Annotated in this window: 17 protein-coding genes and 2 pseudogenes; 11 read left to right on the plus strand and 8 right to left on the minus strand. The window is 70.5% G+C overall.

Annotated features, from left to right (window positions below):
- Positions 1-145: 145 nt before the first annotated feature.
- The 5 genes from ACF1FZ_RS13025 to ACF1FZ_RS13045 all read left to right on the plus strand — a co-directional run bounded on the left by ACF1FZ_RS13025 (position 146) and on the right by ACF1FZ_RS13045 (position 8,764).
- Positions 146-1,963 (plus strand): ABC-F family ATP-binding cassette domain-containing protein, encoded by a 1,818-nt coding sequence (locus ACF1FZ_RS13025; protein ID WP_391773431.1) that lies wholly within the window; start codon positions 146-148, stop codon positions 1,961-1,963.
- Between the two features lie 110 nt (positions 1,964-2,073).
- Positions 2,074-3,714 carry a PQQ-binding-like beta-propeller repeat protein gene (locus ACF1FZ_RS13030; protein WP_391773432.1) on the plus strand — a complete coding sequence of 547 codons (1,641 nt, stop codon included), beginning with the start codon at positions 2,074-2,076 and terminating at the stop codon, positions 3,712-3,714.
- Between the two features lie 335 nt (positions 3,715-4,049).
- Positions 4,050-5,867, plus strand: coding sequence for a PQQ-binding-like beta-propeller repeat protein (locus ACF1FZ_RS13035; RefSeq protein WP_391773433.1), 1,818 nt, complete (start codon positions 4,050-4,052; stop codon positions 5,865-5,867).
- 60 nt (positions 5,868-5,927) lie between these two features.
- Positions 5,928-7,823, plus strand: coding sequence for a PQQ-binding-like beta-propeller repeat protein (locus tag ACF1FZ_RS13040; RefSeq protein WP_391773434.1), 1,896 nt, complete (start codon positions 5,928-5,930; stop codon positions 7,821-7,823).
- A gap of 245 nt (positions 7,824-8,068) precedes the next feature.
- Positions 8,069-8,764: a response regulator transcription factor gene (locus ACF1FZ_RS13045; RefSeq protein WP_391773435.1), complete on the plus strand. Its 696-nt coding sequence runs from the start codon at positions 8,069-8,071 to the stop codon at positions 8,762-8,764.
- A 33-nt stretch (positions 8,765-8,797) separates the two neighbouring features.
- On the opposite strand, the gene ACF1FZ_RS13050 is transcribed toward ACF1FZ_RS13045, so the two are convergent.
- Together ACF1FZ_RS13050 and ACF1FZ_RS13055 are read right to left on the minus strand one after the other, a co-directional pair.
- Positions 8,798-9,085: a hypothetical protein gene (locus ACF1FZ_RS13050; RefSeq protein WP_391773436.1), complete on the minus strand. Its 288-nt coding sequence runs from the start codon at positions 9,083-9,085 to the stop codon at positions 8,798-8,800.
- 15 nt (positions 9,086-9,100) lie between these two features.
- A complete protein-coding gene (locus tag ACF1FZ_RS13055) occupies positions 9,101-10,771 on the minus strand; it encodes a sodium:solute symporter family protein (protein ID WP_391773437.1) in 1,671 nt (556 codons plus the stop codon).
- 237 nt (positions 10,772-11,008) lie between these two features.
- On the opposite strand from ACF1FZ_RS13055, the gene galT reads away from it, so the two are divergent.
- Genes galT through galK form a run of 3 tightly spaced genes read left to right on the plus strand, consistent with a single transcriptional unit; the run spans position 11,009 to position 14,222 of the window.
- A complete protein-coding gene (gene galT, locus ACF1FZ_RS13060; protein ID WP_391773438.1) occupies positions 11,009-12,052 on the plus strand; it encodes a galactose-1-phosphate uridylyltransferase in 1,044 nt (347 codons plus the stop codon).
- Positions 12,049-13,029, plus strand: coding sequence for a UDP-glucose 4-epimerase GalE (galE, locus tag ACF1FZ_RS13065; protein WP_391773439.1), 981 nt, complete (start codon positions 12,049-12,051; stop codon positions 13,027-13,029). The genes galT and galE overlap by 4 nt, the downstream gene beginning before the upstream one ends.
- The gene (gene galK / locus ACF1FZ_RS13070) at positions 13,026-14,222 is read left to right on the plus strand and encodes a galactokinase (RefSeq protein ID WP_391773440.1); all 1,197 of its coding nucleotides are present in this window, start codon (positions 13,026-13,028) and stop codon (positions 14,220-14,222) included. Before galE ends, galK begins: the two co-directional genes overlap by 4 nt.
- On the opposite strand, the pseudogene ACF1FZ_RS13075 reads toward galK, so the two are convergent.
- Positions 14,212-14,649 (minus strand): annotated as a pseudogene (locus tag ACF1FZ_RS13075) (GNAT family N-acetyltransferase); the annotation flags it as partial. The gene galK and the pseudogene ACF1FZ_RS13075 overlap by 11 nt on opposite strands.
- A 270-nt stretch (positions 14,650-14,919) precedes the next feature.
- Between ACF1FZ_RS13075 and ACF1FZ_RS13080 the strand changes: the two are divergent.
- On the plus strand, positions 14,920-15,717 hold the full coding sequence (locus ACF1FZ_RS13080) for a LuxR C-terminal-related transcriptional regulator (RefSeq protein WP_391773441.1): 798 nt from the start codon (positions 14,920-14,922) through the stop codon (positions 15,715-15,717).
- On the opposite strand, the gene ACF1FZ_RS13085 is transcribed toward ACF1FZ_RS13080, so the two are convergent.
- Complete coding sequence (locus tag ACF1FZ_RS13085; protein ID WP_391773442.1) at positions 15,676-16,173, minus strand: MarR family winged helix-turn-helix transcriptional regulator; 498 nt, start codon at positions 16,171-16,173, stop codon at positions 15,676-15,678. The genes ACF1FZ_RS13080 and ACF1FZ_RS13085 overlap by 42 nt on opposite strands.
- Before the next feature lie 88 nt (positions 16,174-16,261).
- Here ACF1FZ_RS13085 and ACF1FZ_RS13090 point away from each other — a divergent pair, with 88 nt between their 5' ends.
- Complete coding sequence (locus ACF1FZ_RS13090; RefSeq protein ID WP_391773443.1) at positions 16,262-17,059, plus strand: trans-aconitate 2-methyltransferase; 798 nt, start codon at positions 16,262-16,264, stop codon at positions 17,057-17,059.
- A gap of 16 nt (positions 17,060-17,075) precedes the next feature.
- On the opposite strand, the pseudogene ACF1FZ_RS13095 reads toward ACF1FZ_RS13090, so the two are convergent.
- The 3 genes and pseudogenes from ACF1FZ_RS13095 to ACF1FZ_RS13105 form a co-directional block, all read right to left on the minus strand.
- A pseudogene (locus tag ACF1FZ_RS13095) lies at positions 17,076-17,673 on the minus strand (Uma2 family endonuclease).
- Between the two features lie 102 nt (positions 17,674-17,775).
- Complete coding sequence (locus ACF1FZ_RS13100; protein WP_391773444.1) at positions 17,776-18,462, minus strand: TetR family transcriptional regulator; 687 nt, start codon at positions 18,460-18,462, stop codon at positions 17,776-17,778.
- Positions 18,459-19,442 carry an acyl-CoA desaturase gene (locus tag ACF1FZ_RS13105; RefSeq protein ID WP_391773445.1) on the minus strand — a complete coding sequence of 328 codons (984 nt, stop codon included), beginning with the start codon at positions 19,440-19,442 and terminating at the stop codon, positions 18,459-18,461. The genes ACF1FZ_RS13100 and ACF1FZ_RS13105 overlap by 4 nt, the downstream gene beginning before the upstream one ends.
- Positions 19,443-19,768: 326 nt before the next feature.
- Here ACF1FZ_RS13105 and ppc point away from each other — a divergent pair, with 326 nt between their 5' ends.
- Positions 19,769-22,498, plus strand: a complete 2,730-nt coding sequence (ppc, locus tag ACF1FZ_RS13110) for a phosphoenolpyruvate carboxylase (RefSeq protein ID WP_391773446.1) — start codon at positions 19,769-19,771, stop codon at positions 22,496-22,498.
- A 35-nt stretch (positions 22,499-22,533) separates the two neighbouring features.
- Here ppc and ACF1FZ_RS13115 read toward each other — a convergent pair whose 3' ends face one another.
- Positions 22,534-23,004: a hypothetical protein gene (locus ACF1FZ_RS13115; RefSeq protein ID WP_391773447.1), complete on the minus strand. Its 471-nt coding sequence runs from the start codon at positions 23,002-23,004 to the stop codon at positions 22,534-22,536.
- Positions 23,005-23,034: the final 30 nt, after the last annotated feature.

Raw genomic sequence — 23,034 nt, forward strand, 5'->3', positions numbered from 1 at the left:
GGTCCCCGCTCCGGAGATGTTCCGAACCGCTCCGACCTGGGGTTACGTCCCATGATCGATCGCCGCACGCCGGCGCGCCCCGCGCGGCGACTACTCTGGGACGTCGAGCGGTCCCCGACGCAGGGGCCCCCTAGGCAGGAGTGAAATGGCCGTCAATCTGGTCAATGTCGAGCAGGTCAGCAAGGTGTACGGCACCCGTGCCCTGCTCGACGGTGTATCCCTCGGGGTGTCCGAGGGCGACCGGATCGGCGTCGTCGGCCGCAACGGCGACGGCAAGACGACGCTCATCCGGATGCTCGCCAAACTGGAGGAGGCGGACACCGGCCGGGTCACCCACAACGGGGGACTGCGCCTCGGTGTCCTCACCCAGCACGACTCGCTGGACCCGGAGGCCACCATCCGGCACGAGGTGATCGGCGACCTCGCCGACCACGAGTGGGCGGGCAGTGCCAAGATCCGCGACGTGCTGACCGGGCTCTTCGGCGGTCTCGCGCTGCCCGGCTTCGAGCACGGCCTGGACACCGTCATCGCCCCGCTCTCCGGCGGTGAGCGGCGCCGGATCGCGCTGGCGAAGCTGCTCATCGCCGAGCAGGACCTGATCGTGCTCGACGAGCCCACCAACCACCTCGACGTGGAGGGCATCTCCTGGCTGGCCGGGCATCTGCGGGCCCGGCGCTCCGCACTCGTCTGCGTCACCCACGACCGGTGGTTCCTGGACCAGGTCTGCACCCGCATGTGGGACGTCCAGCGGGGCACCGTCCACGAGTACGAGGGCGGCTACAGCGACTACGTCTTCGCGCGGGCCGAGCGGGAGCGGATCGCGGCCACCGAGGAGTCCAAGCGGCAGAACCTGATGCGCAAGGAGCTGGCCTGGCTGCGGCGCGGCGCCCCCGCCCGTACGTCCAAGCCGCGCTACCGCATCGAGGCCGCCAACGAGCTGATCGCCGACGTGCCGCCCCCGCGCGACACCAGCGAGCTGATGAAGTTCGCCAACGCCCGGCTCGGCAAGACCGTCTTCGACCTGGAGGACGTGACCGTCCAGGCCGGCCCCAAGACCCTGCTGACCCACCTCACCTGGCAGCTCGGACCGGGCGACCGCATCGGTCTGGTCGGCGTCAACGGCGCGGGCAAGACCTCGCTGCTGCGGGCACTCGCCGAGGCGTCCCGCAGCCAGGGTGACGTGCAGCCTGCCGCCGGAAAGGTCGTCGTCGGAAAGACGGTCAAGCTCGCCTACCTCTCCCAGGAGGTCGCGGAGCTCGCCCCGGACCTCCGGGTGCTCGAAGCCGTGCAGCAGGTGCGCGACCGGGTCGACCTCGGCAAGGGCCGTGAGATGACGGCCGGCCAGCTCTGCGAGCAGTTCGGCTTCGCCAAGGAGAAGCAGTGGACGCCGGTCGGCGACCTGTCCGGTGGCGAGCGGCGGCGGCTGCAGATCCTGCGTCTGCTGATGGACGAGCCCAACGTCCTCTTCCTCGACGAGCCCACCAACGACCTCGACATCGAGACCCTGACCCAGCTGGAGGACCTCCTCGACGGCTGGCCCGGATCGATGATCGTGATCTCGCACGACCGGTTCTTCATCGAGCGGACCACCGACAAGGTGATGGCGCTCCTCGGCGACCGGGCGCTGAGGATGCTGCCGCGCGGCATCGACGAGTACATCGAGCGCAGGCAGCGCATGGAGGAGACGGCCACGCCCGCTTCCGCCGCGGGGTCCTCCGCACCGAAGGCGGCGCCGGCCGAGACCGTCTCGCCGCAGGCGGCGCGCGCCGCGAAGAAGGAGCTCCAGAAGGTGGAGCGCCAGCTCGACAAGATGTCGACCAGGGAGACGTCCCTGCACGCGCAGATCGCGGACAACGCCACCGACTTCGAGAAGGTCGCCGAGCTCGACGCCGAGCTGCGGGAACTCGTCGCGGAGCGGGACGTGCTGGAGATGCGCTGGCTGGAGCTGGCCGAGGACGCCTGAGGGGCGATCAGGTCCGGTCTTCGGGCCGTGCCCGGGCGGGTGGTAGAAAGTAGGCCCGCCCGGGCCGGCGTGCCCGGGCGGAGCCATGACCGCACGAGGGGGACCCGCCGATGACCCAGCCTTCCGGCCCGCAACCGCAGGAAGGCTTCGGGGCGCCGTACGATCCGCCCCCGGGAGTTCCCCAGCCACCGCCCGGATACGGATACGGATACCCGTTCCGGCCGGGCCCGTACGCCCAGCAGCCGGGTTACGGCTACCCGCCGCCGCACACGGTCCCGGCGCCGCCACCGGGCGGGCCCGGCGGCCGCCGCACCAGGGGCAGGGCCGGTGTGATCGTCGGCACCGTGCTCACGGTGCTGCTCCTGGCCGGCGGCGGGGTCTGGCTGGCCACCGGCGACGACGGGGGAGGGAAGAAGCCCGTCGCCGGGCCGAGCGGTGGCACCGGAGGGCCGAGTACCTCGCCGACGCCGGGCAAGGACGACGAGGAGAGCGTCGCCGGACCCACCGCCGCCGAGCTCAACGCGGGCCGCGAGGCCGGCGAGGCGAAAGTGGCGTGGCTGGCGGAGAACGGGGTCGACCTCCCCGAGTACGGGGAGGAGACGCACGGCCCCTGGTTCGCCGGGGACGTCGTCGCCAAGGGCATGTACCGCAAGGTGACCGGCTACGCGGTGGCCGACGGGACGGAGGAGTGGAGCCTGCGGCTGCCCACGGACCTCTGCGCCTCACCCACCGCCCCCACGGCCGACGGCAAGGTCGTCGTCGCCCTCGAGGACAACGTCTCGGAGTCGGAGGCCTCCTGCTCCGTCCTGCAGATGATCGACCTGCGTACGGGCAGGGCCGGCTGGAAGAAGACGGTCGACCGCTCCGCCCTGCAGGACGGTCTCTCGCACGTCGCCATGTCGATCGCCGGCGACACGGTGACCTTCGGGCGCGACACCGCCTCGAACGCCTTCCGGGTCAGTGACGGCAAGGAACTGTTCGGCAAGCGGGAGGAAGGCGTCTGCCAGCCCTTCGCGTTCACCGGTGGCGCCCGCATGCTCGCGGCCGTCAGCTGCCAGGCCGAGCCCGACGATCCCGTCCGCCAGCAGGTCCAGGAGGTCGACCCGGCCACGGGGGCACCGAAGTGGACCTACGTGGTGGAGCCGGGCTGGTCGGTGACGCACGTCTTCACCGTCAGCCCGCCCGTCCTCTCCATCGCGAAGGACGACGAGTGGGCCGTCCTGGTCCTCGACGAGAACGGCACCCACCGCTCCCGGATGGTGGGCGGTGACGAGGACTACGGCTTCCGGTGCGGTGAGGATTCCGTGCAGGAGGGCGGCAACCTGGACGGCTGTGCGGGGGTCGCGGCGGACACGAGCAGGTTCTACTTCTCGACGCAGCCCGACTCCACGGCGGAGGTGAAGACCAACAAGGTCGTCGCCTTCGACCTGGCCACCGGCAGACCGGTGTGGAAGACGCCCTCGCCGGGCGGGCGTTTCATGATGCCGCTGCGCCTGGAGGGCGGGAAGGTGCTGGTGCACGTGCAGGCCGCCTACCGCAGGAGTGGTGAGATCGGTGCGCTGGACCCCTCGACCGGGGCGTACACGACCCTGCTGAAGCATCCGGAATCGGCGGCCGGTACCGAGAACTCCCTCTTCCTGCCGAAGGCCGCCTACCGCGACGGGCGTTCCTTCCTCCTCCCGCAGCGGATCAGTGAGGACGAGGACGAGGCGGAGAAGGCGGCGACCGGCGTGCTGGTCTTCGGTGAATGAAAGGGGTGACTGCGAGGTTCCTGTGAAAGCTGCCCGGCTCGCGCGCAGTTGACGGAGCATCGGGAGCGAGTGCCCCCGCCCGGCCACGACAGGTGCGTAACGACGGCATCACGACCGGGTTCTCCCTTGGGAACAGGGGTGGACCGAACCGGTGCCCGGTGTGGTGCGGGTGGTACAAAGAAGCCCCGCTCGACTGTCGTAACGCTGCGGAAGCCATGCCCGATTCGCTCCTTTCCGGGGGGAACTCAGAGAACTCTGCACCTGATCCTCTGAGCCCAGCGGAATCGCGGGGGAGACCGGACCGGGCACCGGACCGCACGAAGGGGGACGTGCTGATGACCCAGCCGCCCAGCCAGCAACCGCCGCAGGGGGGCTTCGGGGCTCCGCAGGAACCGCAGGGCACTCCCCGGCCTCCCCAGCCGCAGGCACCACCGGCTGCTCCGCCGCAGATGCCGCCCACGCCTCCGCAGGCACCGCCCCAGGGGGCGCCGCAGCCGGGTTACGGCTACCCGCAGACCCCCGGCGCACAGCCCGGATACGGCTACCCCCAGGCGCCCGGCCAGCCGGCCCCCGGCCCCTACGGCGCCCCGTACGGCCAGCAGCCCGGCCCTTACGGCGCCCCGTCCGGCCCGTACGGCCAGCAGCCCGGATACGGCTACCCGCAGCAGCAGTACCCCGGCGCGCCCACGCCCGGCGGTTCCGGCGGCGGCCCCTTCAAGGGCAAGCCCGCCGTCGTCATCGGCGCGGCGCTCGCCGTGCTCCTCGTCGTCGGCGGCGGCATCTTCCTCGCCACGAGCGGTGGCGACGAGGAGAAGAAGCCCGTCGCCAGGCCCAGCAGCGGCGTCGCGGACCCGAGCGCCTCGCCCGGCGTGGACCAGGGCGACGGCGAGGGCAACGGGCGTGAGGCGAACGACGACCTGAACGCCGGACGCAAGGAGGGCGAGGCCAAGGTCCTCTGGACGACGAAGAACGGCATCGACCTCCCGCGCAACGGCGCGGACGTCTACGGGCCCTGGATCGTCGGGGACACGCTCGTCAAGGGCATGTACCGCTCCCTCACCGGTTACTCGGTGGCCGACGGCAAGCAGAAGTGGGACCTCCCCCTGCCCGCCGACATGTGTGCGGCACCCGGGACGGCCACGGCCGACGGCAAGATCGTCATCGGCGTGATGAACGGGACCACGGACAAGGCGGACTGCGCCGATCTGCAGATGGTCGACCTCAACACCGGCAAGGCCGGCTGGAAGAAGTCGGTCAAGAAGAACGGCGCCTGGGACATGCTGTCCGACATCGGTCTGGCGATCAGCGGTGACACCGTGACCGTCGGCCGTACCGGCAACTCCAACGCCTACCGGGTCAGTGACGGAACCGAGCTGTTCGGCAAGCCGTCCGGCGACTGCCAGCCGTTCGCCTTCGCCGGCGGCACCAAGCTGATCGCCGCGTCCGGCTGCCGCACCGACGACGCGGACAACCCGCAGCACCAGATCCAGGAGGTCGACCCGGCCACCGGGAAAGCCAAGTGGACGTATCAGCCCAAGCGCGGCTGGCAGGTCGACAAGGTGTACTCGGTGAGCCCCCTCGTCGTCTCGCTGACCCAGCGCGAGGAGAAGAAGTGGGGCATCCTCGCGCTCAAGGAGAACGGAACACTCCGTTCCCAGCTGGTCAGTGACAGCGAGGACGAACTGGCCGTCGACTGCGGACACGACTTCGCGATCTTCGGTCAGCAGCTCGAAGGCTGCAGCGGCCTCGCCGCCGACGCCAACACCTTCTACATGATGACCGAGGACGACACCAGCGGGACAGGCCGCACCAACAAGGTCATCGCGTTCGACCTGAACACCGGCAAGGCCAAGTGGAAGTCCGCGGCCCCCGCCGGGCGCACCATGAAGCCGCTCCGCATGGAAGGCGGCGACGTGCTCGTCTACCTGGAGCCCTCGTACGACAAGGGCGGTGCGATCGCGACGATCGCACCCGCCGGAGGTGCGCCCAAGGTGCTGCTCCAGCACCCGGACTCGACCACACGGATCGAGAACTTCTACTCCTCCAAGGCCCTCTACGCGGGTGGCCGTTCCTTCGTCGTCAGCGACCGCGTCAGCGCCGGCAGCGACGAGGAGGAGAAAGAGCAGACGACCATGATGGCCTTCGGCAAGTAACGGCCGACGACGGCCACCGCAGCCCCTCCCCTCCCCAGACTTCGCAGAGGTACGTACGCCATGCCCCAGCCGCCCCAGCCGCCCCAGCCGCCCAACGAACCGCCTCAGGGCGGATTCGGCGCCCCGCAGGACCCCCCGCCCGGCGGGTTCGGCGCGCCCACCCCGCCGCCCTCCGACCCGTTCGGCAAGCAGCCCCCGGCCGCGCCGCCCACCCCGCCCGCGGGTGGCTACGGCTCTCCGCAGCCGCCCCCACCCGGGCAGCCGCCGCAGAACCCCGCGTACGGTTACCCGCAGGCGCCGCCCCCCGGCCAGCCGCCGGCCCAGCCCGGTTACGGTTACCCGCAGGCGCCGCCCCCCGGCCAGCCGCCGGCCCAGCCCGGTTACGGCTTCCCGCAGGCGCCGCCCCCCGGCCAGCCCGGCATGCCTCCGCAGCACGGGTACGGCTACCCGACCGCACCGATGCAGCCGCAGTACGTCGCACCCCAGCCCGGCGGCGGCAAGAAGTTCAGCACCCAGATGCAGATCATCGTCGCCGCGGCCGTCGCCGTGGTGCTGATCGTCGGCGGCGGATTCATCTACGCCTCCAGTGGCAGTGACGACGGCAAGCAGGACGAGGCGGCCTCGGCCGGGACCGACGGCGGCGAGGGCAAGGGCGGCAAGGGTGACGGTCTGGCCGGCGGCACCGAGAAGGCCCCGGCCGACACCAAGTCCAAGGTCGGTTTCCAGCTTCCCCACCCGAAGGTCACCGACACCACGGTCGTCGACGGTTCCTGGGTCACGGACAAGGCGTACGTGAAGACCGGCGTGTACGAGATCGCCGGTTACGACCTCGCCAAGGGCACCAAGCTCTGGTCGATCCCGCTGACCGGCCAGGTCTGCGCCGCGTCACGGCACATGAGCAAGGACTACAAGACGGCCATCGCCTTCCAGGAGGGCAAGCCGACCGCCGAGGACAAGTACCCCTCGTGCACCCAGATCGGTGGACTCGACCTGGCCACCGGCAAGCTCATGTGGAGCAAGTCCGTCACCTCCACGGCCAGCGGTGACCGGGCCGTGAGGTTCGGCGAGGTCACCCTCAGCGGTACCACGGTCGCCGCGGGCGGGACCAACGGCGGCGCCGCCTTCAACCTCGCGAACGGCGCCGAGCTCTGGAAGCCGAAGGCCGACACCAACAACTGCTACGACATGGGCTACGGCGGCGGTGAAGCGCTCGCCGTGGTCCGCAAGTGCGGCAGCTACGACGATCCGCAGCTGACCGTCCAGGCGCTGAACCCGACCACGGGCGCACCGCTCTCCTCGTACAACATGCCGGCCGGCGTCGAGTACGCGAGCATCGTCTCCACCAAGCCGCTCGTCGTCGCGGCCGACGTCGGCGACACTGCCGGCGACGGCAGCAGCATCTCGGACTTCTTCTCCATCGACGCGGCCACCGGCAAGCTCATCGTCCGGATCTCGGCCGACGCGGACAAGTACGCAGGCGACTGCGGTGCCACCGAGGTCGAGAAGTGCAGTTCCCTGGCCGTCGGCAACAACAGGATCTACCTGCCGACCGAGGAGCACGAGGGCGGCGGCGAGTACGGCGACACCAACGAGATCGTCGCCTTCGACCTGACCACCGGCAAGCTCGTCGGGGGCAAGGCGGACGCGGGTGACCGCTACACCCTGACCCCGCTGCGCATGGACGGTTCCAACGTCATCGCGTACAAGAAGCCGCCGTACGACAAGGGCGGCCAGATCGTCTCCATCAACGGCTCGACCTTCGAGGAGACCGTGCTGATGGTCAACCCGGACGACGAGGCGGTCCGTGACGCGGAGACCAGTTTCTCCACCGACTACGCCGAAATCATCTACGAGAAGGGCCGGCTGTTCATCTCCGAGCAGATGGTCAGTGAGCCCAGCAAGTCCGGTTCGCTGGACGACAAGCAGTACCTCGTCGTCTCCTTCAGCACCGTCTGACCCGCCCGGCCCGTTCGCGGGCCGGCCCTGACGGCCCTGCCGGTTGATCATCCGACCGGCAGGGCCGGTCGTTTTCCGGCGGGTAAGTAGCCCTGAATGACGCAGAATTCGACATTCTGGGGGGCTTCTGCCCAGGAGAGGGCGCGCTGCGTCGAACAAGCGTGTAACTTGCCGGGTCAGAGGGGCCGGGGGGCCTGTTCGGGGTTACACAGCGGTACCGCGCTGTACATATGGGGGCTTTTCCGATGGGCGTGCGGCTCATGGTGGTCGATGACCACCGTCTGCTGGCCGAGGCACTCGCCTCGGCACTGAAACTGCGCGGGCACCGGGTGCTCGCGGCAGCCGCGCCGACCTCAGGGGCCGCGGAGCTGGTCGTCAGCAGAGCACCGGAGGTCTGCCTGTTCGGCACGGCGGCGCCCGCCGCACCCGGCGCGTTCGACCCGATCGTGCGGATCGGACGCGAGCGCCCGCAGGTGGCCGTGGTGGTGCTCGGCCCGGTCCCGAGCCCGCGCGGGATCGCCGCGGCGTTCGCCGCGGGAGCGGCCGGCTACGTCCGCCACGACGAACGCATCGAGGGCGTCGAACGTGCCATGATCAAGGCCCGGGCGGGTGAGGTCGCGGTCGCCCCCCAACTGCTGCGCGGCGCCTTCGCCGAACTGCTGCACCCGGCGGCCCAGCCGGACGACGAGGGGCAGCGGCTGCTGCGGATGCTGACCCCGCGTGAGGTCGAGGTGCTGATGCGGGTGGCCGAGGGTGAGGACACCCGGCTGATCGCGGCCGGCATGGGGATCGCGCCGAGCACCGCGCGCACGCATGTGCAGCGGGTGCTGATGAAGCTCGGCGTCGGCTCCCGGCTGGAGGCCGCCGCACTCGCGGCCCGTACCGGGCTGCTCGACCGGGTGGCGGGGGGAACGCCGCGGGGACCGGACGGCCTCGCGTGAACGCGTGATCGCCCGGCCCCCGCGGGGAGCGGATCAGCTCTCCGGCGTTCCGGGGGCCTCCTCCGGCGCCTGGGCGGGGCGCAGCTTCATCCAGATCAGGAAGAAGAGCCCGAGTGCCAGCATGGCGAGGCCGGTCCAGAGGTTGATGTGGACGCCTTCGGCCTTCTTCAGATCGGCGTCGGACGGGTTGACACCGGCGATGGTGACGATCACTCCGTAGACCACGAAGAGACCGCCGATGATCCGCCGGATGTCGAAGAGCCGGGCCGCGGTCGCGGACTTGCGCTCCAGCTCGGAGACTTCCTTGTGCAGGTCGGACATGGTGAGTGCCTCCGATCAGAACGAGTAGGGCAGGTAGCAGAGGGTGGCGAGGACGATCGCGCCCCAGCCGAGCAGGGCGGGCTTGCGGTACCAGGCGCTGTCGCCCTCGTCCGGCACCTCGTCGGCGTCCGGGGACTCCGTCCCGTAGACCAGACCGGCCAGTTCGGCCTCCGGCTTGGGTGCGGTGAAGAGGGTGACGGCGACCATGACGACCGCACCGGCGACGAATCCGACGATGGCGGAGACGAAGTTGGCGCCCTGGTCGGAGGGTATGTCGATGACGCCCTGCTTGTAGATGACGAAGTAGTTCACCATCGCGGCCGTGGTGCCCGCGACGAGGCCCCAGACACCGGACTTCATCGAGGCGCGCTTCCAGAACATGCCGATGATGAAGACGACGAACATCGGGACGTTGAAGAACGAGAACAGCGTCTGCAGGTACGTCATGATGTTGGAGAAGCTCGCCGCGATGAACGCGGTGCCGATCGAGGCCAGCACACCCACCGCGGTGATCACCCGGCCGAAGCGCAGGTAGTACGCGTCGGGCTGGTCCTTCTTCACGTAGCGCTGCCAGATGTCCGTGGTGAACACCGTGTTGAACGAGGACACGTTGGCGGCCATGCCGGCCATGAACGCGGCCAGCAGGCCGGTCACCGCGATGCCGAGCACACCGTTGGGCAGGAGCTCCTGCATCAGCAGCGGGATGGCGTCGTTGTACGTGAGGTCCGAGTCGGGGGTCCCGATCTTCGGCACGACGACTGCGGCGACCAGGCCCGGGATCATCACCGCGAAGACGATGAAGATCTTCGGGAAGGCGGCGATGAGCGGGGTGCGCTTCGCCGCGGAGAGGTTCTTCGCGGACAGGGCGCGCTGCACCTCGGCGAAGTTGGTGGTCCAGTAACCGAAGGAGAGCACGAAGCCGAGACCGAGGATGATCGTCAGCCAGTTGGCGCCGAGCGGGTTGGCGTCACCGATGCCCGTACCGCCCCAGGCGGACATGAAGTCCGTGCCGTGCTGCTTCTCCAGCGATCCGCTCAGCCCGTCCCAGCCGCCGACGCGCTTGAGGCCCAGCAGGGTCAGCGGGATCAGTGCGGCGAGGATGACGAAGAACTGCAGCACCTCGTTGTAGATCGCCGAGGAGAGGCCGCCGATGGTGATGTAGACGAGGACGAAGAGCCCCGCGACGACGATCGCGACCCACTGGGGCCAGCCCAGCAGCGCCTCCACGACGATCGAGAGGGCGTAGAGGTTCACGCCCGCGATCAGGATCGCCGCGAACGCGAAGAGCACGGAACTCAGCAGGTGCGCCGACTTGTCGAAGCGCTGGAGCAGGAACTCCGGGACGGAGCGGACCTTCGACCGGTAGTAGAAGGGCATCATCACCAGGCCGAGGAAGACCATGGCGGGGATGGCGCCGATCCAGTACCAGTGGACGACCGCGACGCCGTACTGCGCGCCGGTCGCCGCCATGCCGAGGATCTCGGTGGCCCCGAGGTTCGCCGCGACGAAGGCCAGGCCGGTCACCCAGGCGGGCAGTGACCGTCCGGACAGGAAGAAGTCGAGGCTCGTCTTCACGCTGGCCCGGGCGGCGAAGCCGATGCCGAGCACCACGACGAAGTAGATCGCCAGGATTGTGTAATCGAGCCCGTTCGTGGGGAGCCGGAGCCCTTCGGCCAGATAGTGCATGGGGGGTACTCGCTTCGTTGCGCGAACTGAACCCGACGGAACCTACGCCTATGTGTTCAGAAAATGAACAGGTCGAATGGCGTTCTTTGTTTGATCGTGATCGGACGGGTTGAAATGTCCCGATCTGGTGGGCGATTTGCCTGGCGTTGCCGCAGGGGCTGTCGGCATTGACGCCTCTGTTGAATTGTGATTAGTTATGTGCGGTTCTGTTTAGAGGGCGTTGCATGGAGGAGCCTGGTGAAGAAGACGGTTACGACCCTCGCCGACGGCCGTGAGCTGATCTACTACGACTCCGCGGACGACACCGTCCGCGACGCCGCCGACCTGCGGCCGCTCGATGCCGTCTCGACGTCCTCGGAGATCCGCCACGACCTCCTGCTCGGCGACTCGGTGGCCATCGCCTCGCACCGGCAGGGGCGTACGTACCACCCGCCGGCCGACGAGTGCCCCCTGTGCCCCTCGCGGGAGGGCAGGCTCAGCGAGATCCCGGACACCCACTACGACGTCGCCGTCTTCGAGAACCGCTTCCCCTCCCTCGCCGGCGACTCCGGCCGTTGCGAGGTCGTCTGCTTCACCTCCGACCACGACGTGTCCTTCGCCGGCCTCACCGAGGACCAGGCCGCCCTGGTCCTGGAGGCCTGGACCGACCGCACCGCCGACCTCGCCGAGCTCCCGCAGGTCGCCCAGGTGTTCTGCTTCGAGAACCGGGGCGCCGAGATCGGCGTCACCCTCGGCCACCCGCACGGGCAGATCTACGGCTACCCCTTCGTCACCCCGCGCACCGTGCAGATGCTCCGTTCCGTGGAGTCCCACCGCGCGGAGACCGGCCGCAACCTCTTCGACGACGTCGTCGCCCGCGAACTGGCCGACGGTGACCGTGTCGTCCTGGAGGGCGAGCACTGGGTCGCCTTCGTGCCGTACGCCGCGCACTGGCCCTACGAGGTCCACCTCCACCCGCGCCGGCGCGTTCCCGACCTGCGGGAGCTCGACGAGGGTGCCCGCACGGAGTTCCCACAGGTCTATCTGGAACTCTTGAGGCGATTCGACCGGATCTTCGGCCCCGGCGAGCCGCCCACCCCGTACATCTCCGCATGGCACCAGGCCCCCTTCAGGGCCCACGGCCGTGAGGAGTTCGGGCTGCACCTCGAGCTGTTCACCATCAGGCGGACCACCGGCAAGCTGAAGTACCTCGCGGGCTCCGAGTCCGGCATGGGCGTGTTCATCAACGACGTGCCGCCGGAGACCGCGGCCCAGCGACTGCGAGAGGTAGCGAGCGAGTGAGCAACACCGGCAAGAAGTACCTGGTGACGGGCGGTGCGGGATACGTCGGCAGTGTCGTCGCCGCACACCTGCTGGAGGCCGGTCACGCCGTGACCGTCCTCGACGACCTGTCGACCGGCTTCCGCGAGGGCGTCCCCGGGGGCGCCGGCTTCATCGAGGGGCGCATCCAGGACGCCGCGAAGTGGCTGGACGCCAGCTACGACGGGGTGCTGCACTTCGCGGCCTTCTCCCAGGTCGGCGAGTCCGTCGTCGACCCCGAGAAGTACTGGGTCAACAACGTCGGCGGCACCACCGCCCTCCTCGCCGCCATGCGCGACGCCGGGGTGCGCACGCTCGTGTTCTCCTCCACCGCGGCGACCTACGGGGAACCCGTCTCCACCCCCATCACCGAGTCGGACCCCACCGCGCCCACCAACCCGTACGGCGCCTCCAAGCTCGCCGTCGACCACATGATCACCGGTGAGGCCGCCGCACACGGCCTGGCAGCGGTCTCCCTGCGCTACTTCAACGTCGCCGGGGCCTACGGCAGCCACGGCGAACGCCACGACCCCGAGTCCCACCTCATCCCGCTCGTCCTCCAGGTCGCCCTCGGACAGCGCGAGTCGATCTCCGTCTACGGCGACGACTACCCGACCCCGGACGGCACCTGCGTACGCGACTACATCCACGTCGCCGACCTCGCAGAGGCCCACCTGCTGGCCCTGGAGGCGGCCACCGCGGGCGAACACCTCATCTGCAACCTCGGCAACGGCAACGGCTTCTCCGTGCGCGAGGTCATCGAGACCGTCCGCCAGGTCACCGGCCACCCCGTCCCCGAGACCGCCGCGCCCCGGCGCGGCGGTGACCCGGCCGTCCTCGTCGCCTCCGCCGCCACCGCCAGGGAGCGGCTCGGCTGGCAGCCGTCGCGTGCCGACCTGACCGCCATCGTCGCCGACGCGTGGACGTTCGCCCGCCGAGAGGAGCCCACCGCCCCATGACCGACACCACCGCGCCGGCCGCCTCGTCCACCGAGCTGGCCGCCTCCTTCACCGCGCTCTACGGGACCGCCCCCGAAGGGATCTGGGCAGCACCCGGACGAGTGAACCTGATCGGTGAGTACACCGACTTCAACGACGGCTTCGTCATGCCGCTCGCCCTCCCGCACACCGCCCGCGCGGCCGTCGCCCGCCGCACCGACGGACAGCTGCGCCTGCACTCCACCGACGTGCCGGGCGGCGTGGTCTCCCTGCGCGTCGACGAACTGGCCCCCCACTCCGGCCACGGCTGGGCCGCCTACCCGGCCGGAGTCGTCTGGGCGCTCCGCGAAGCCGGCCACCCCGTCACCGGCGCGGACATCCAGCTCACCTCCACCGTCCCCGTCGGCGCCGGCCTCTCCTCCTCGGCAGCCCTGGAAGTCGTCACCGCGCTCGCCCTGAACGACCTCTTCCAGCTCGGCCTGAGCACCCCGGAGATCGCCAGGACCGGCCAGCGGGCCGAGAACGCGTTCGTCGGCGTGCCCTGCGGCGTCATGGACCAGATGGCTTCGGCGTGCTGCACCGAGGGCCACGCGCTGTACCTCGACACCCGCGACCTCACCCAGCGCCAGGTCCCCTTCGACCTGGCCGCGCACGGGCTGCGGCTGCTCGTCGTCGACACCCGGGTCAAGCACGCCCTGGGCGACGGCGCGTACGCGGAGCGCCGGGCCGGCTGCGAGGCGGGAGCCCGGGCGCTCGGCCTCCCCACCCTCCGCGACCTCCCGTACGAGGATCTGGCCACCGCACTGGATACCCTCGCGGCGGCCGGCGAGGACGAGTCGGTCGTGCGCTACGTCCGCCACGTGGTGAGCGACAACCGCCGGGTGGAACAGGTCATCGCGCTGCTCGACGCGGGTGACGTGCGCGCGGCGGGCCCGGTCCTCAACGAGGGCCACACCTCGCTCCGCGACGATCTGCGGGTCTCGTGCCCGGAACTGGACCTCGTGGTCTCGGCGGCGAACGCGGCCGGTGCGCTCGGGGCCAGGATGACCGGGGGCGGCTTCGGCGGCTCGGCGATCGTGCTGGTGGAGGAGGCGATGGCGGACACCGTCGCCAAGGCCGTCTCGGAGGCCTTCACCTCTGCCGGTCACGCCGCCCCGGGAATCTTCCCCGCCGTGCCCTCGGCGGGGGGCCGGCGGATCGCTCCAACTGCTTGACCAGGATGTACTCCGCGACACCGGGCGGGTAGTCCGCGACCTCGCCGACCACCTCGTACCCCTGCTTCCGGTAGAAGTCCGGGGCCTGGAAACCCCAGGTCTCCAGCCGGGAGCGGGTACAGGCCCGGTCGTCGCGGGCGAGGCGTTCCGCCTCGGCCAGCAGCCGCGAACCGAGACCGAGGCCGCGGTGACGGGTGTCGACCCAGAGCAGGTCCACGTGGAGCCAGTAGGCCCAGGTCCGCCCGCTCAGCCCGCCGGCCAGCGCTCCCCGGCCGTCCAGGAGCCAGACCTCCAGCGGCGCTTCGTGCCCGGCGGAGGTCGAGTGCAGGGCGCGCAGCTCCGGTGATCCGTCCCAATTGTCATCGTTCAGCCGTCGGCCCAGCAGAATACGACGTTCCTTGTCCACTCCGGTCTCAAGACGGAACATGAACAACACCCTAAACACCTTGGGCGGTCAGTTATGCGAATCGCCCTCCGTCGCCCGTCGCCCGCCGTACGCTGATTCCCAGCACCGGTGGGGGCCGGTGTCGTTTCAGGGGACGAGACAGTCGGATGCGACGCCCGGGGCGGGTGGTGGCCGGCACGCGGCGGCGGCCGTGCGCCTGCGATTCACCTGAGGGTTCCGGGCGTCGTGTCCGCCGCGGCCCGTCCTCGTCGGGGCCCGTCAGGTACGGGGCACCCCAGGAGCTCACACAGCGTGGGGGTGTCTGTGGCTCGTATCCGGGTTCTGGTGGTCGACGACCACCGCATCTTTGCCGAGTCCCTCGCCGCGGCGCTCGCGGCCGAACCGGACGTCGACGTGTCCGCGGCGGGCAGCGGTCCCGCGGCGCTGCGCTGTCTGGAGCGTGCGACCGCCGAGGGGCGCCGCTACGACGTGATGCTCGTCGACGCCGAGCTGGGCGTACTCGCCGCGGGCGGTGCCCGCCCCGCTCCCGCGCCGCGCGGCGCACCGGAGGCCGCGGGCGGCGGCCGTGGCCCGGTGGACGGCCTCTCCCTGGTGGCCGAGGTGCGTGCGAGCCAGCCGCACATCCGGACGGTGGTGCTCGCCGAGAGGGACGACCCGCGCCGGGCCGCGACGGCGCTGCAGGCCGGAGCCTCGGGCTGGGTCGCCAAGGACTGTTCGCTGCAACGCCTGCTGACGGTCGTACGGGGCGTGCTGCGCGACGAGACGCATCTGCCGGCCGCCCTGCTGACCGGAGTCCTGCGGGAGCTGACGGCGGCCCGTAAGCACCGGACCGAGAGCGAGCAGCTCGTCGAGTCGCTGACGCCGCGCGAGCGCGAGGTGCTGCGCTGCATGGTGGCGGGCCTGGGCCGCAAAGCGGTCGCGGAGCGGCTCTTCCTGTCCCCGCACACGGTGCGCACCCACATGCAGAACGTGCTGGGGAAGCTGGGGGTGCACTCGACCCTGGCGGCCGTGGCGCTGGCCCGGCGGGCCGGGGTGGGCCCTGCCGTGCTAACCGGGGACGTTGTCGAACGGGGCGGTCAGCCGGCGTAGCAGCCCGGCCAGTTCGGAGCGCTGCTGACGGGAGAGCTCCCCCAGGATGGCCCGCTCCTGGGCGAGCAGCCCGGCCAGCGACTGGTCGGCCTTGTCGCGGCCCAGGGCGGTCAGCCGGACCAGGACGCCGCGGCGGTCACTCGGGTCGGGCAGCCGTTCCACCAGATTCTTCTTGGTCAGCCGGTCGATACGGTTCGTCATCGTGCCCGAGGTGACCAGTGTCTGGGTGAGGAGCTGGCCGGGGGAGAGCTGGTACGGGGCGCCGGCCCGGCGCAGCGACGTCAGGACGTCGAACTCCCAGGGCTCCAGCTGGTGCTCGGCGAAGGCGATCCTGCGGGCCCGGTCCAGGTGCCGGGCCAGGCGGGAGACGCGGCTCAGGACCTCGAGTGGTTCCACGTCGAGGTCAGGGCGCTCGCGGCGCCATGCAGCGACCAGCCGGTCGACCTCGTCCTCCATGTCGATCAGTGTAGAGGGTCCCTCGACATGAAGTCTCTTGAATTCGAGTGTCTTGACATCAAGAGACTTTGCCGGTGATCCTGCCCTCATGACAGCACCCATCTGGGATCCGGGGCAGTACCTCCGTCATGCGGACCACCGCACCCGCCCCTTCCACGACCTCCTGGCCCGGATCGGCCCCCTGCCGCACGGACCCGCGCCCCGGATCGCCGACCTCGGCTGCGGCGCGGGCAACGTCACCGCCCTCCTCGCGGAACGCTGGCCCGGCGCCCGCATCACCGGCTACGACAGCTCCCCGCAGATGCTCGAACGCGCCCGGACCCACGCCGGACCCCGCCTCGATTTCGCCGAGGCCGACGCCGGCACCTGGGTGCCCGCCGAGACGTACGACCTCATCGTCTCCAACGCCCTGCTGCAATGGGTCCCCGGCCACGCCGCCCGCTTTCCCCACTGGCTGGACGCCCTCACCCCCGGCGGGACGCTCGCCTTCCAGGTCCCCGGCAACTTCGACGCCCCCAGCCACACCCTCATGCGCGAACTGGCCGGGTCCCCCCGCTGGCACGACCGCCTCGGCGGCCTCTTGCGCCACGGCGACGCCGTGCACACCCCCGTCGGCTACCTGGAACACCTCACCGCACCCGGCCGCACCGTGGACGTCTGGGAGACCACCTACCTGCACCTGCTCCAGGGCGAGGACCCCGTCCTCGACTGGGTCAAGGGCACCGGTCTGCGTCCTCTCCTCGACGCCCTCGCCGACGCCCCCGGCGCCGGTGACGCCTTCCTCGCCGAATACCGCGACCTGCTGCGCACCGCCTACCCGGCCGGTCCGCACGGCACGGTCTTCCCGTTCCGCCGGATCTTCGCGGTGGTCCGCACCGCCGGATGAGCGCCCCGGCCGGACGTCACAGCGCGTCCAGGGCCTCCGGCGAGATGTCCAGGCCGAGGGGGAACGGAACCCCTGTCTTCAGCCGGTCGTGACGGATGCCCGTAAGGGCGTACGTCTTGTTCACGGGATCCAGCTCGTAGACCCGCACCACCGGATGCCGGTCACTCCCGGCCATCTCGACCAGCCAGAAGTCCGGGATGCCGGCCGCGGCGTACTTCTGCGGCTTGGCGTCGCGGGCCTCGGAGCCGGGGGAGACCACCTCGACGGCGAGGAGTACGTCCGCCGCCTCGAAGCGGGTGGGCTCGCGTCCGGTGACCGCTTCCGCCCGGACGACACAGATCATCGGGTTCCGGGGCGTCGCGCCGGTCGAGGACCACCGTCATCTCGCGGCGCGCCTTCAGGTACGGCGGCGCGCCGTGCCGGAGTCCGGTCACCAGAAGGTCGATCATCGTGCTGTGGAAATCACGCTGCGGACTCACGAAAACCAGGCTTCCGTCGAGCAGTTCCGTGTGCGGCGGGAGACCGGGCCGCGTGAACAGGTCGTCCACGGTGTATCCGTCCTGCGGCGGCACCGGCCGGCGGCTGCTGCGCCCGGTGATCGGCTCGGCGGTCATGGTTCCTCCCATGGACGGGACTCCGGTCCTGCACCACCACAGAGAGGGCCCGCTTCACGGCTTCGTCATCACAACGGGTGATCACACGCCCACCGAGGCGGATCAGCTCTTCCGGTGGCCTATCAGCCGCGGCTTCGACTCCAGGTTCTCCAGCCCGTGCCACGCCAGGTTCACCAGATGGGCCGCGACCTCGGCCTTCTTCGGCTTCCGCACGTCCAGCCACCACTGCCCGGTCAGCGCCACCATCCCGACCAGGGCCTGCGCGTACAGCGGGGCCAGCTTCGGGTCGAAGCCCCGGGCCTTGAACTCCAGCCCCAGAATGTCCTCGACCTGCGTCGCGATGTCGCTGATCAGCGACGCGAAGGTGCCCGTGGACTGCGCGACCGGGGAGTCCCGGACCAGGATCCGGAACCCGTCCGTGTACGTGTCGATGTAGTCGAGCAGCGCGAACGCCGCCTGCTCCAGCAGCTCACGGGGATGGCCCGCCGTGAGCGCCCCCGTCACCAGGTCCAGCAGCTGGCGCATCTCGCGGTCGACCACGACGGCGTACAGGCCCTCCTTGCCGCCGAAGTGCTCGTAGACCACCGGCTTGGAGACCCCGGCGCGCGCCGCGATCTCCTCCACCGAGGTGCCTTCAAAGCCCTTGTCGGCGAACAGGGCGCGCCCGATGTCCAGGAGCTGCTCGCGGCGCTCCTTGCCCGTCATCCGCACCCGCCGGGCCCGTCGGGTGGGGGCAGGCACGTTCTTCTCGCCGCTTGTGCTTCCATCGGTCGCCACGCCGTCAATCATGCAGGGTCGGCGGCCGGGCGCTTGCGCCGGGCGGCGATACGGGAGGCGTCCGGCCACCGGACGTCGTGTGCCCAGCCCAGCTGTTCGAACCAGCGGATCAGCCGGGCGCTGGAGTCGATCTGCCCCCTCATCACCCCGTGGCGTGCGCTCGTCGGGTCCGCGTGGTGCAGGTTGTGCCAGGACTCGCCGCACGAGAGCACCGCCAGCCACCACACGTTCCCGGACCTGTCGCGGGACTTGAAGGGCCGCTTGCCGACGGCGTGACAGATCGAGTTGATCGACCACGTCACGTGGTGCAGCAGCGCGACACGGACCAGCGAACCCCAGAAGAAGGCCGTGAACGCACCCCACCACGACATCGTGACCAGGCCGCCGACCAGCGGCGGGATCGCCAGCGAAAGAATCGTGAAGCTGAGGAAGTGACGCGAGATCGCACGCATCGCCGGGTCCCTGACCAGGTCCGGGGCGTACTTCTGCTGCGGCGTCTGCTCCTCGTTGAACATCCAGCCGATGTGGGCCCACCACAGACCCTTCAGCAGCGCCGGGAGATCCTCGCCGAACCGCCACGGCGAATGCGGGTCGCCCTCGGCGTCGGAGAACCGGTGGTGCTTGCGGTGGTCGGCCACCCAGCGCACCAGCGGGCCCTCCACCGCCATCGAACCCGCGACGGCCAGGGCGATGCGGAGCGGGCGCTTCGCCTTGAACGAGCCGTGCGTGAAGTAGCGGTGGAAGCCGATCGTCACGCCGTGGCAGCCCCAGTAGTACATGACGACCAGCAGACCGAGGTCGAGCCAGCTGACACCGCGGCCCCAGGCCAGCGGTACCGCCGCGACCAGGGCCGCGAACGGCACCACGATGAACAGCAGCAGCGCGATCTGCTCGACCGAACGTTTCTTGTCACCGCCGAGCGTGGCGGAGGGGGGTACAGGGTCGCCTGCCGCCGGCAGGCCGTCGTCGATCACATCGGGGCTGGTGGGCATTGGGGGTCCCCCGTGAGGTGAGGAAATATGACGGTATGAACGGGCTACGGTTCCGTAACCTACGGCATCGTAAGTATGGCAGCGAAACACGACACGGCACGAGAACACCGCCGCGAGGCCCCTCGCGCGGAGGGGGCCTCACCCCCCGTCTACCCCGGATTCCGCCCACCCCGCAGGGCAACGAGCACACCGCAGGCCGGGACACCTATCCTGGGTGCGTCGGACAGCGCGGTCCGCACTCTGCACATCCGGGGTGACCCGTCAGCACCGCGAGCGCCCCGGCCCCCCTGACAGACGTGCTCAACCACTGCAAGGAGCCGCACACTGTGAGCAGTGCCGACCAGACCCCTGCCGCCAGCACCGAACTGCGGGCCGACATCCGCCGCCTCGGCGACCTTCTGGGCGAGACCCTCGTACGGCAGGAGGGCCAGGACCTCCTCGACCTCGTCGAGCGCGTCCGCGCCCTGACCCGCACCGACGGCGAGGCGGCAGCCGAGCTCCTCGGCGACACGGACCTGGAGACCGCCGCACAGCTCGTGCGTGCCTTCTCCACCTACTTCCACCTCGCCAACGTCACCGAGCAGGTCCACCGCGCCCACGAGATGCGCGACCGCCGGTCCGCCGAAGGCGGGCTCCTCGCCCGCACCGCCGACCGCCTCAAGGACGCCGACCCCGAACACCTGCGCGAGACGGTCAAGAACCTCAACGTACGGCCCGTCTTCACCGCACACCCCACCGAGGCCGCACGGCGCTCCGTGCTGAACAAGCTCCGCCGCATCGCCGAGCTCCTCGACACCCCCGTCATCGAGGCCGACCGCCGGCGCCACGACCTGAGGCTCGCCGAGAACATCGACCTCATCTGGCAGACCGACGAGCTCCGTGTCGTACGCCCCGAGCCCGCCGACGAAGCCCGCAACGCCATCTACTACCTCGACGAACTGCACGCCGACGCCGTCGGCGACGTCCTCGAGGACCTCGCCGCCGAGCTGGAACGCGTCGGCGTCGAACTCCCCGCCGGCACCCGCCCCCTCACCTTCGGCACCTGGATCGGCGGCGACCGCGACGGCAACCCCAACGTGACGCCCGCCGTCACCTGGGACGTGCTCATCCTCCAGCACGAGCACGGCATCACCGACGCCCTCGAACTCGTCGACTACCTCCGCGGACTCCTCTCCAACTCCATCCGCTACACCGGAGCCACCGACGAGCTCCTCACCTCCCTCCAGGCCGACCTGGAACGACTCCCCGAGATCAGTCCCCGCTACAAGCGGCTGAACGCCGAGGAGCCCTACCGGCTCAAGGCCACCTGCATCCGCCAGAAGCTCGTCAACACCCGCGAGCGCCTCGCCGCCGGCACACCCCACCGCCCCGGCTGCGACTACCTCGGCACCGCCGAACTCATCGCCGACCTCGTGCTCATCCAGACCTCCCTGCGCGAACACCGCGGCGGACTCTTCGCCGACGGCCGCATGGACCGCACCATCCGCACGCTGTCCGCCTTCGGCCTGCAGCTCGCCACCATGGACGTCCGCGAACACGCCGACGCCCACCACCACGCCCTCGGCCAGCTCTTCGACCGCCTCGGCGAGGAGTCCTGGCGCTACGCCGACATGCCCCGCGACTACCGGCAGAAGCTCCTCGCCAAGGAACTCCGCTCCCGCCGCCCCCTCGCGCCCACCCCGGCACCGCTCGACGCCGACGGTGAGAAGACCCTCGGCGTCTTCCACACCATCAGGCAGGCCTTCGAACGCTTCGGCCCCGAAGTCATCGAGTCCTACATCATCTCGATGTGCCAGGGCGCCGACGACGTCTTCGCCGCCGCCGTCCTCGCCCGCGAAGCCGGACTCATCGACCTCCATGGCGGCTGGGCCAAGATCGGTATCGTCCCGCTCCTGGAGACCACCGACGAGCTCCGCGCCGCCGACGTCATCCTCGACGAGATGCTCGCCGACCCCTCCTACCGCCGTCTCGTCTCGCTCCGGGGCGACGTCCAGGAGGTCATGCTCGGCTACTCCGACTCCTCCAAGTTCGGCGGCATCACCACCTCCCAGTGGGAGATCCACCGCGCCCAGCGCCGGCTCCGCGACGTCGCCCACCGCTACGGCGTACGCCTGCGTCTCTTCCACGGCCGCGGCGGCACCGTCGGCCGCGGTGGCGGCCCCTCCCACGACGCGATCCTCGCCCAGCCCTGGGGCACACTCGAGGGCGAGATCAAGGTGACCGAGCAGGGCGAGGTCATCTCCGACAAGTACCTCATCCCGGCACTGGCACGCGAGAATCTGGAGCTGACCGTCGCGGCCACCCTCCAGGCCTCCGCCCTGCACACCGCGCCCCGCCAGTCCGACGAGGCGCTCGCCCGCTGGGACGCGGCCATGGACACCGTCTCCGACGCCGCCCACGCCGCCTACCGCAAGCTCGTCGAAGACCCCGACCTGCCCGCGTACTTCCTCGCCTCCACCCCGGTGGACCAGCTCGCCGACCTGCACCTGGGCTCGCGGCCCTCCCGCCGCCCCGGCTCGGGCGTCTCGCTCGACGGCCTGCGCGCCATCCCGTGGGTCTTCGGCTGGACCCAGTCACGGCAGATCGTGCCCGGCTGGTTCGGCGTCGGCTCCGGCCTCAAGGCCCTCCGCGAAGCCGGCCTCGGCAACGTCCTCGAAGAAATGCACGACCAGTGGCACTTCTTCAAGAACTTCCTCTCCAACGTCGAGATGACCCTGGCCAAGACCGACCTGCGCATCGCCCGGCACTACGTCGACACCCTCGTCCCCGACGAGCTCAAGCACGTCTTCGACGTCATCCAGGCCGAACACGAACTCACCGTCAGGGAAGTCCTCAAGGTCACCGGCAGCAAGGAACTCCTCGGCACCAGCCCGGTGCTCCAGCAGACCTTCGCCATCCGCGACGCCTACCTGGACCCCATCTCCTACCTCCAGGTGTCCCTGCTCGCCCGCCAGCGCCAGGCGGCCGAACGCGGCGAGGAAGCCGACCCGCTCCTCGCCCGCGCCCTGCTGCTCACCGTCAACGGCGTGGCGGCGGGCCTCCGTAACACCGGCTGACCCGCACACGGCAGGACCGAACGGGTGCGGCCCCGTCAGAGGGCGACGAACGTCGCCGTCAGCAGGGCCGCACCCGCGATCCCCGCCCCCCACGCGGTCCGCGTCAGCCGCATGCCGCCACCGATCACCGGGGCCGCGAGCACCAGCGCGCCACCCAGCGGCACCCAGGCATGCAGAAAGCCCGCAGTCCCGGTACGCACGACATCCCCGGACCCGGGTTTCACCACGACGGGGAGACGATCCCCCTCCTCCACCGCGACGGACCGCTCGATCGTCACCACCGGACGCCCCTGCGCATCCGCGTCCGGCACGAACGACCCCGTACACGCGTCCTCACCACACGCCGTCACCACCATCGTCCCGTGCTCACGGCCCTTGGCCAGGACGACGTGGTGCGCGCCGGCCCACGACGACCACACACCCGCGGCCAGCAACAACAGGACGACACAGCCCGCGGCGAACGTACGGCCATGAGCCACCAGCCGGTGGGAGGAACTCCGCTTCATGGGGGCCGATCCTTGGGCAGAGTCCTGCCA

It is taken from the genome of Streptomyces sp. NPDC014623 (assembly GCF_043088245.1).
In the GTDB taxonomy this organism is placed as follows: Bacteria; Actinomycetota; Actinomycetes; order Streptomycetales; family Streptomycetaceae; genus Streptomyces.

Excerpts from the sequence above, each read along its gene's own strand:
- ACF1FZ_RS13090 (WP_391773443.1), top strand. The coding sequence starts at position 16,262 with ATGACAGCACCCATCTGGGATCCGGGGCAGTACCTCCGTCATGCGGAC.
- ACF1FZ_RS13030 (WP_391773432.1), top strand. The coding sequence starts at position 2,074 with ATGACCCAGCCTTCCGGCCCGCAACCGCAGGAAGGCTTCGGGGCGCCG.
- ACF1FZ_RS13055 (WP_391773437.1), bottom strand. The coding sequence starts at position 10,771 with ATGCACTATCTGGCCGAAGGGCTCCGGCTCCCCACGAACGGGCTCGAT.
- ACF1FZ_RS13035 (WP_391773433.1), top strand. The coding sequence starts at position 4,050 with ATGACCCAGCCGCCCAGCCAGCAACCGCCGCAGGGGGGCTTCGGGGCT.
- ACF1FZ_RS13105 (WP_391773445.1), bottom strand. The coding sequence starts at position 19,442 with ATGCCCACCAGCCCCGATGTGATCGACGACGGCCTGCCGGCGGCAGGC.
- ACF1FZ_RS13085 (WP_391773442.1), bottom strand. The coding sequence starts at position 16,173 with ATGGAGGACGAGGTCGACCGGCTGGTCGCTGCATGGCGCCGCGAGCGC.
- ACF1FZ_RS13045 (WP_391773435.1), top strand. The coding sequence starts at position 8,069 with ATGGGCGTGCGGCTCATGGTGGTCGATGACCACCGTCTGCTGGCCGAG.
- ACF1FZ_RS13025 (WP_391773431.1), top strand. The coding sequence starts at position 146 with ATGGCCGTCAATCTGGTCAATGTCGAGCAGGTCAGCAAGGTGTACGGC.
- galK (WP_391773440.1), top strand. The coding sequence starts at position 13,026 with ATGACCGACACCACCGCGCCGGCCGCCTCGTCCACCGAGCTGGCCGCC.
- ACF1FZ_RS13100 (WP_391773444.1), bottom strand. The coding sequence starts at position 18,462 with ATGATTGACGGCGTGGCGACCGATGGAAGCACAAGCGGCGAGAAGAAC.
- ACF1FZ_RS13115 (WP_391773447.1), bottom strand. The coding sequence starts at position 23,004 with ATGAAGCGGAGTTCCTCCCACCGGCTGGTGGCTCATGGCCGTACGTTC.
- ACF1FZ_RS13050 (WP_391773436.1), bottom strand. The coding sequence starts at position 9,085 with ATGTCCGACCTGCACAAGGAAGTCTCCGAGCTGGAGCGCAAGTCCGCG.
- ACF1FZ_RS13040 (WP_391773434.1), top strand. The coding sequence starts at position 5,928 with ATGCCCCAGCCGCCCCAGCCGCCCCAGCCGCCCAACGAACCGCCTCAG.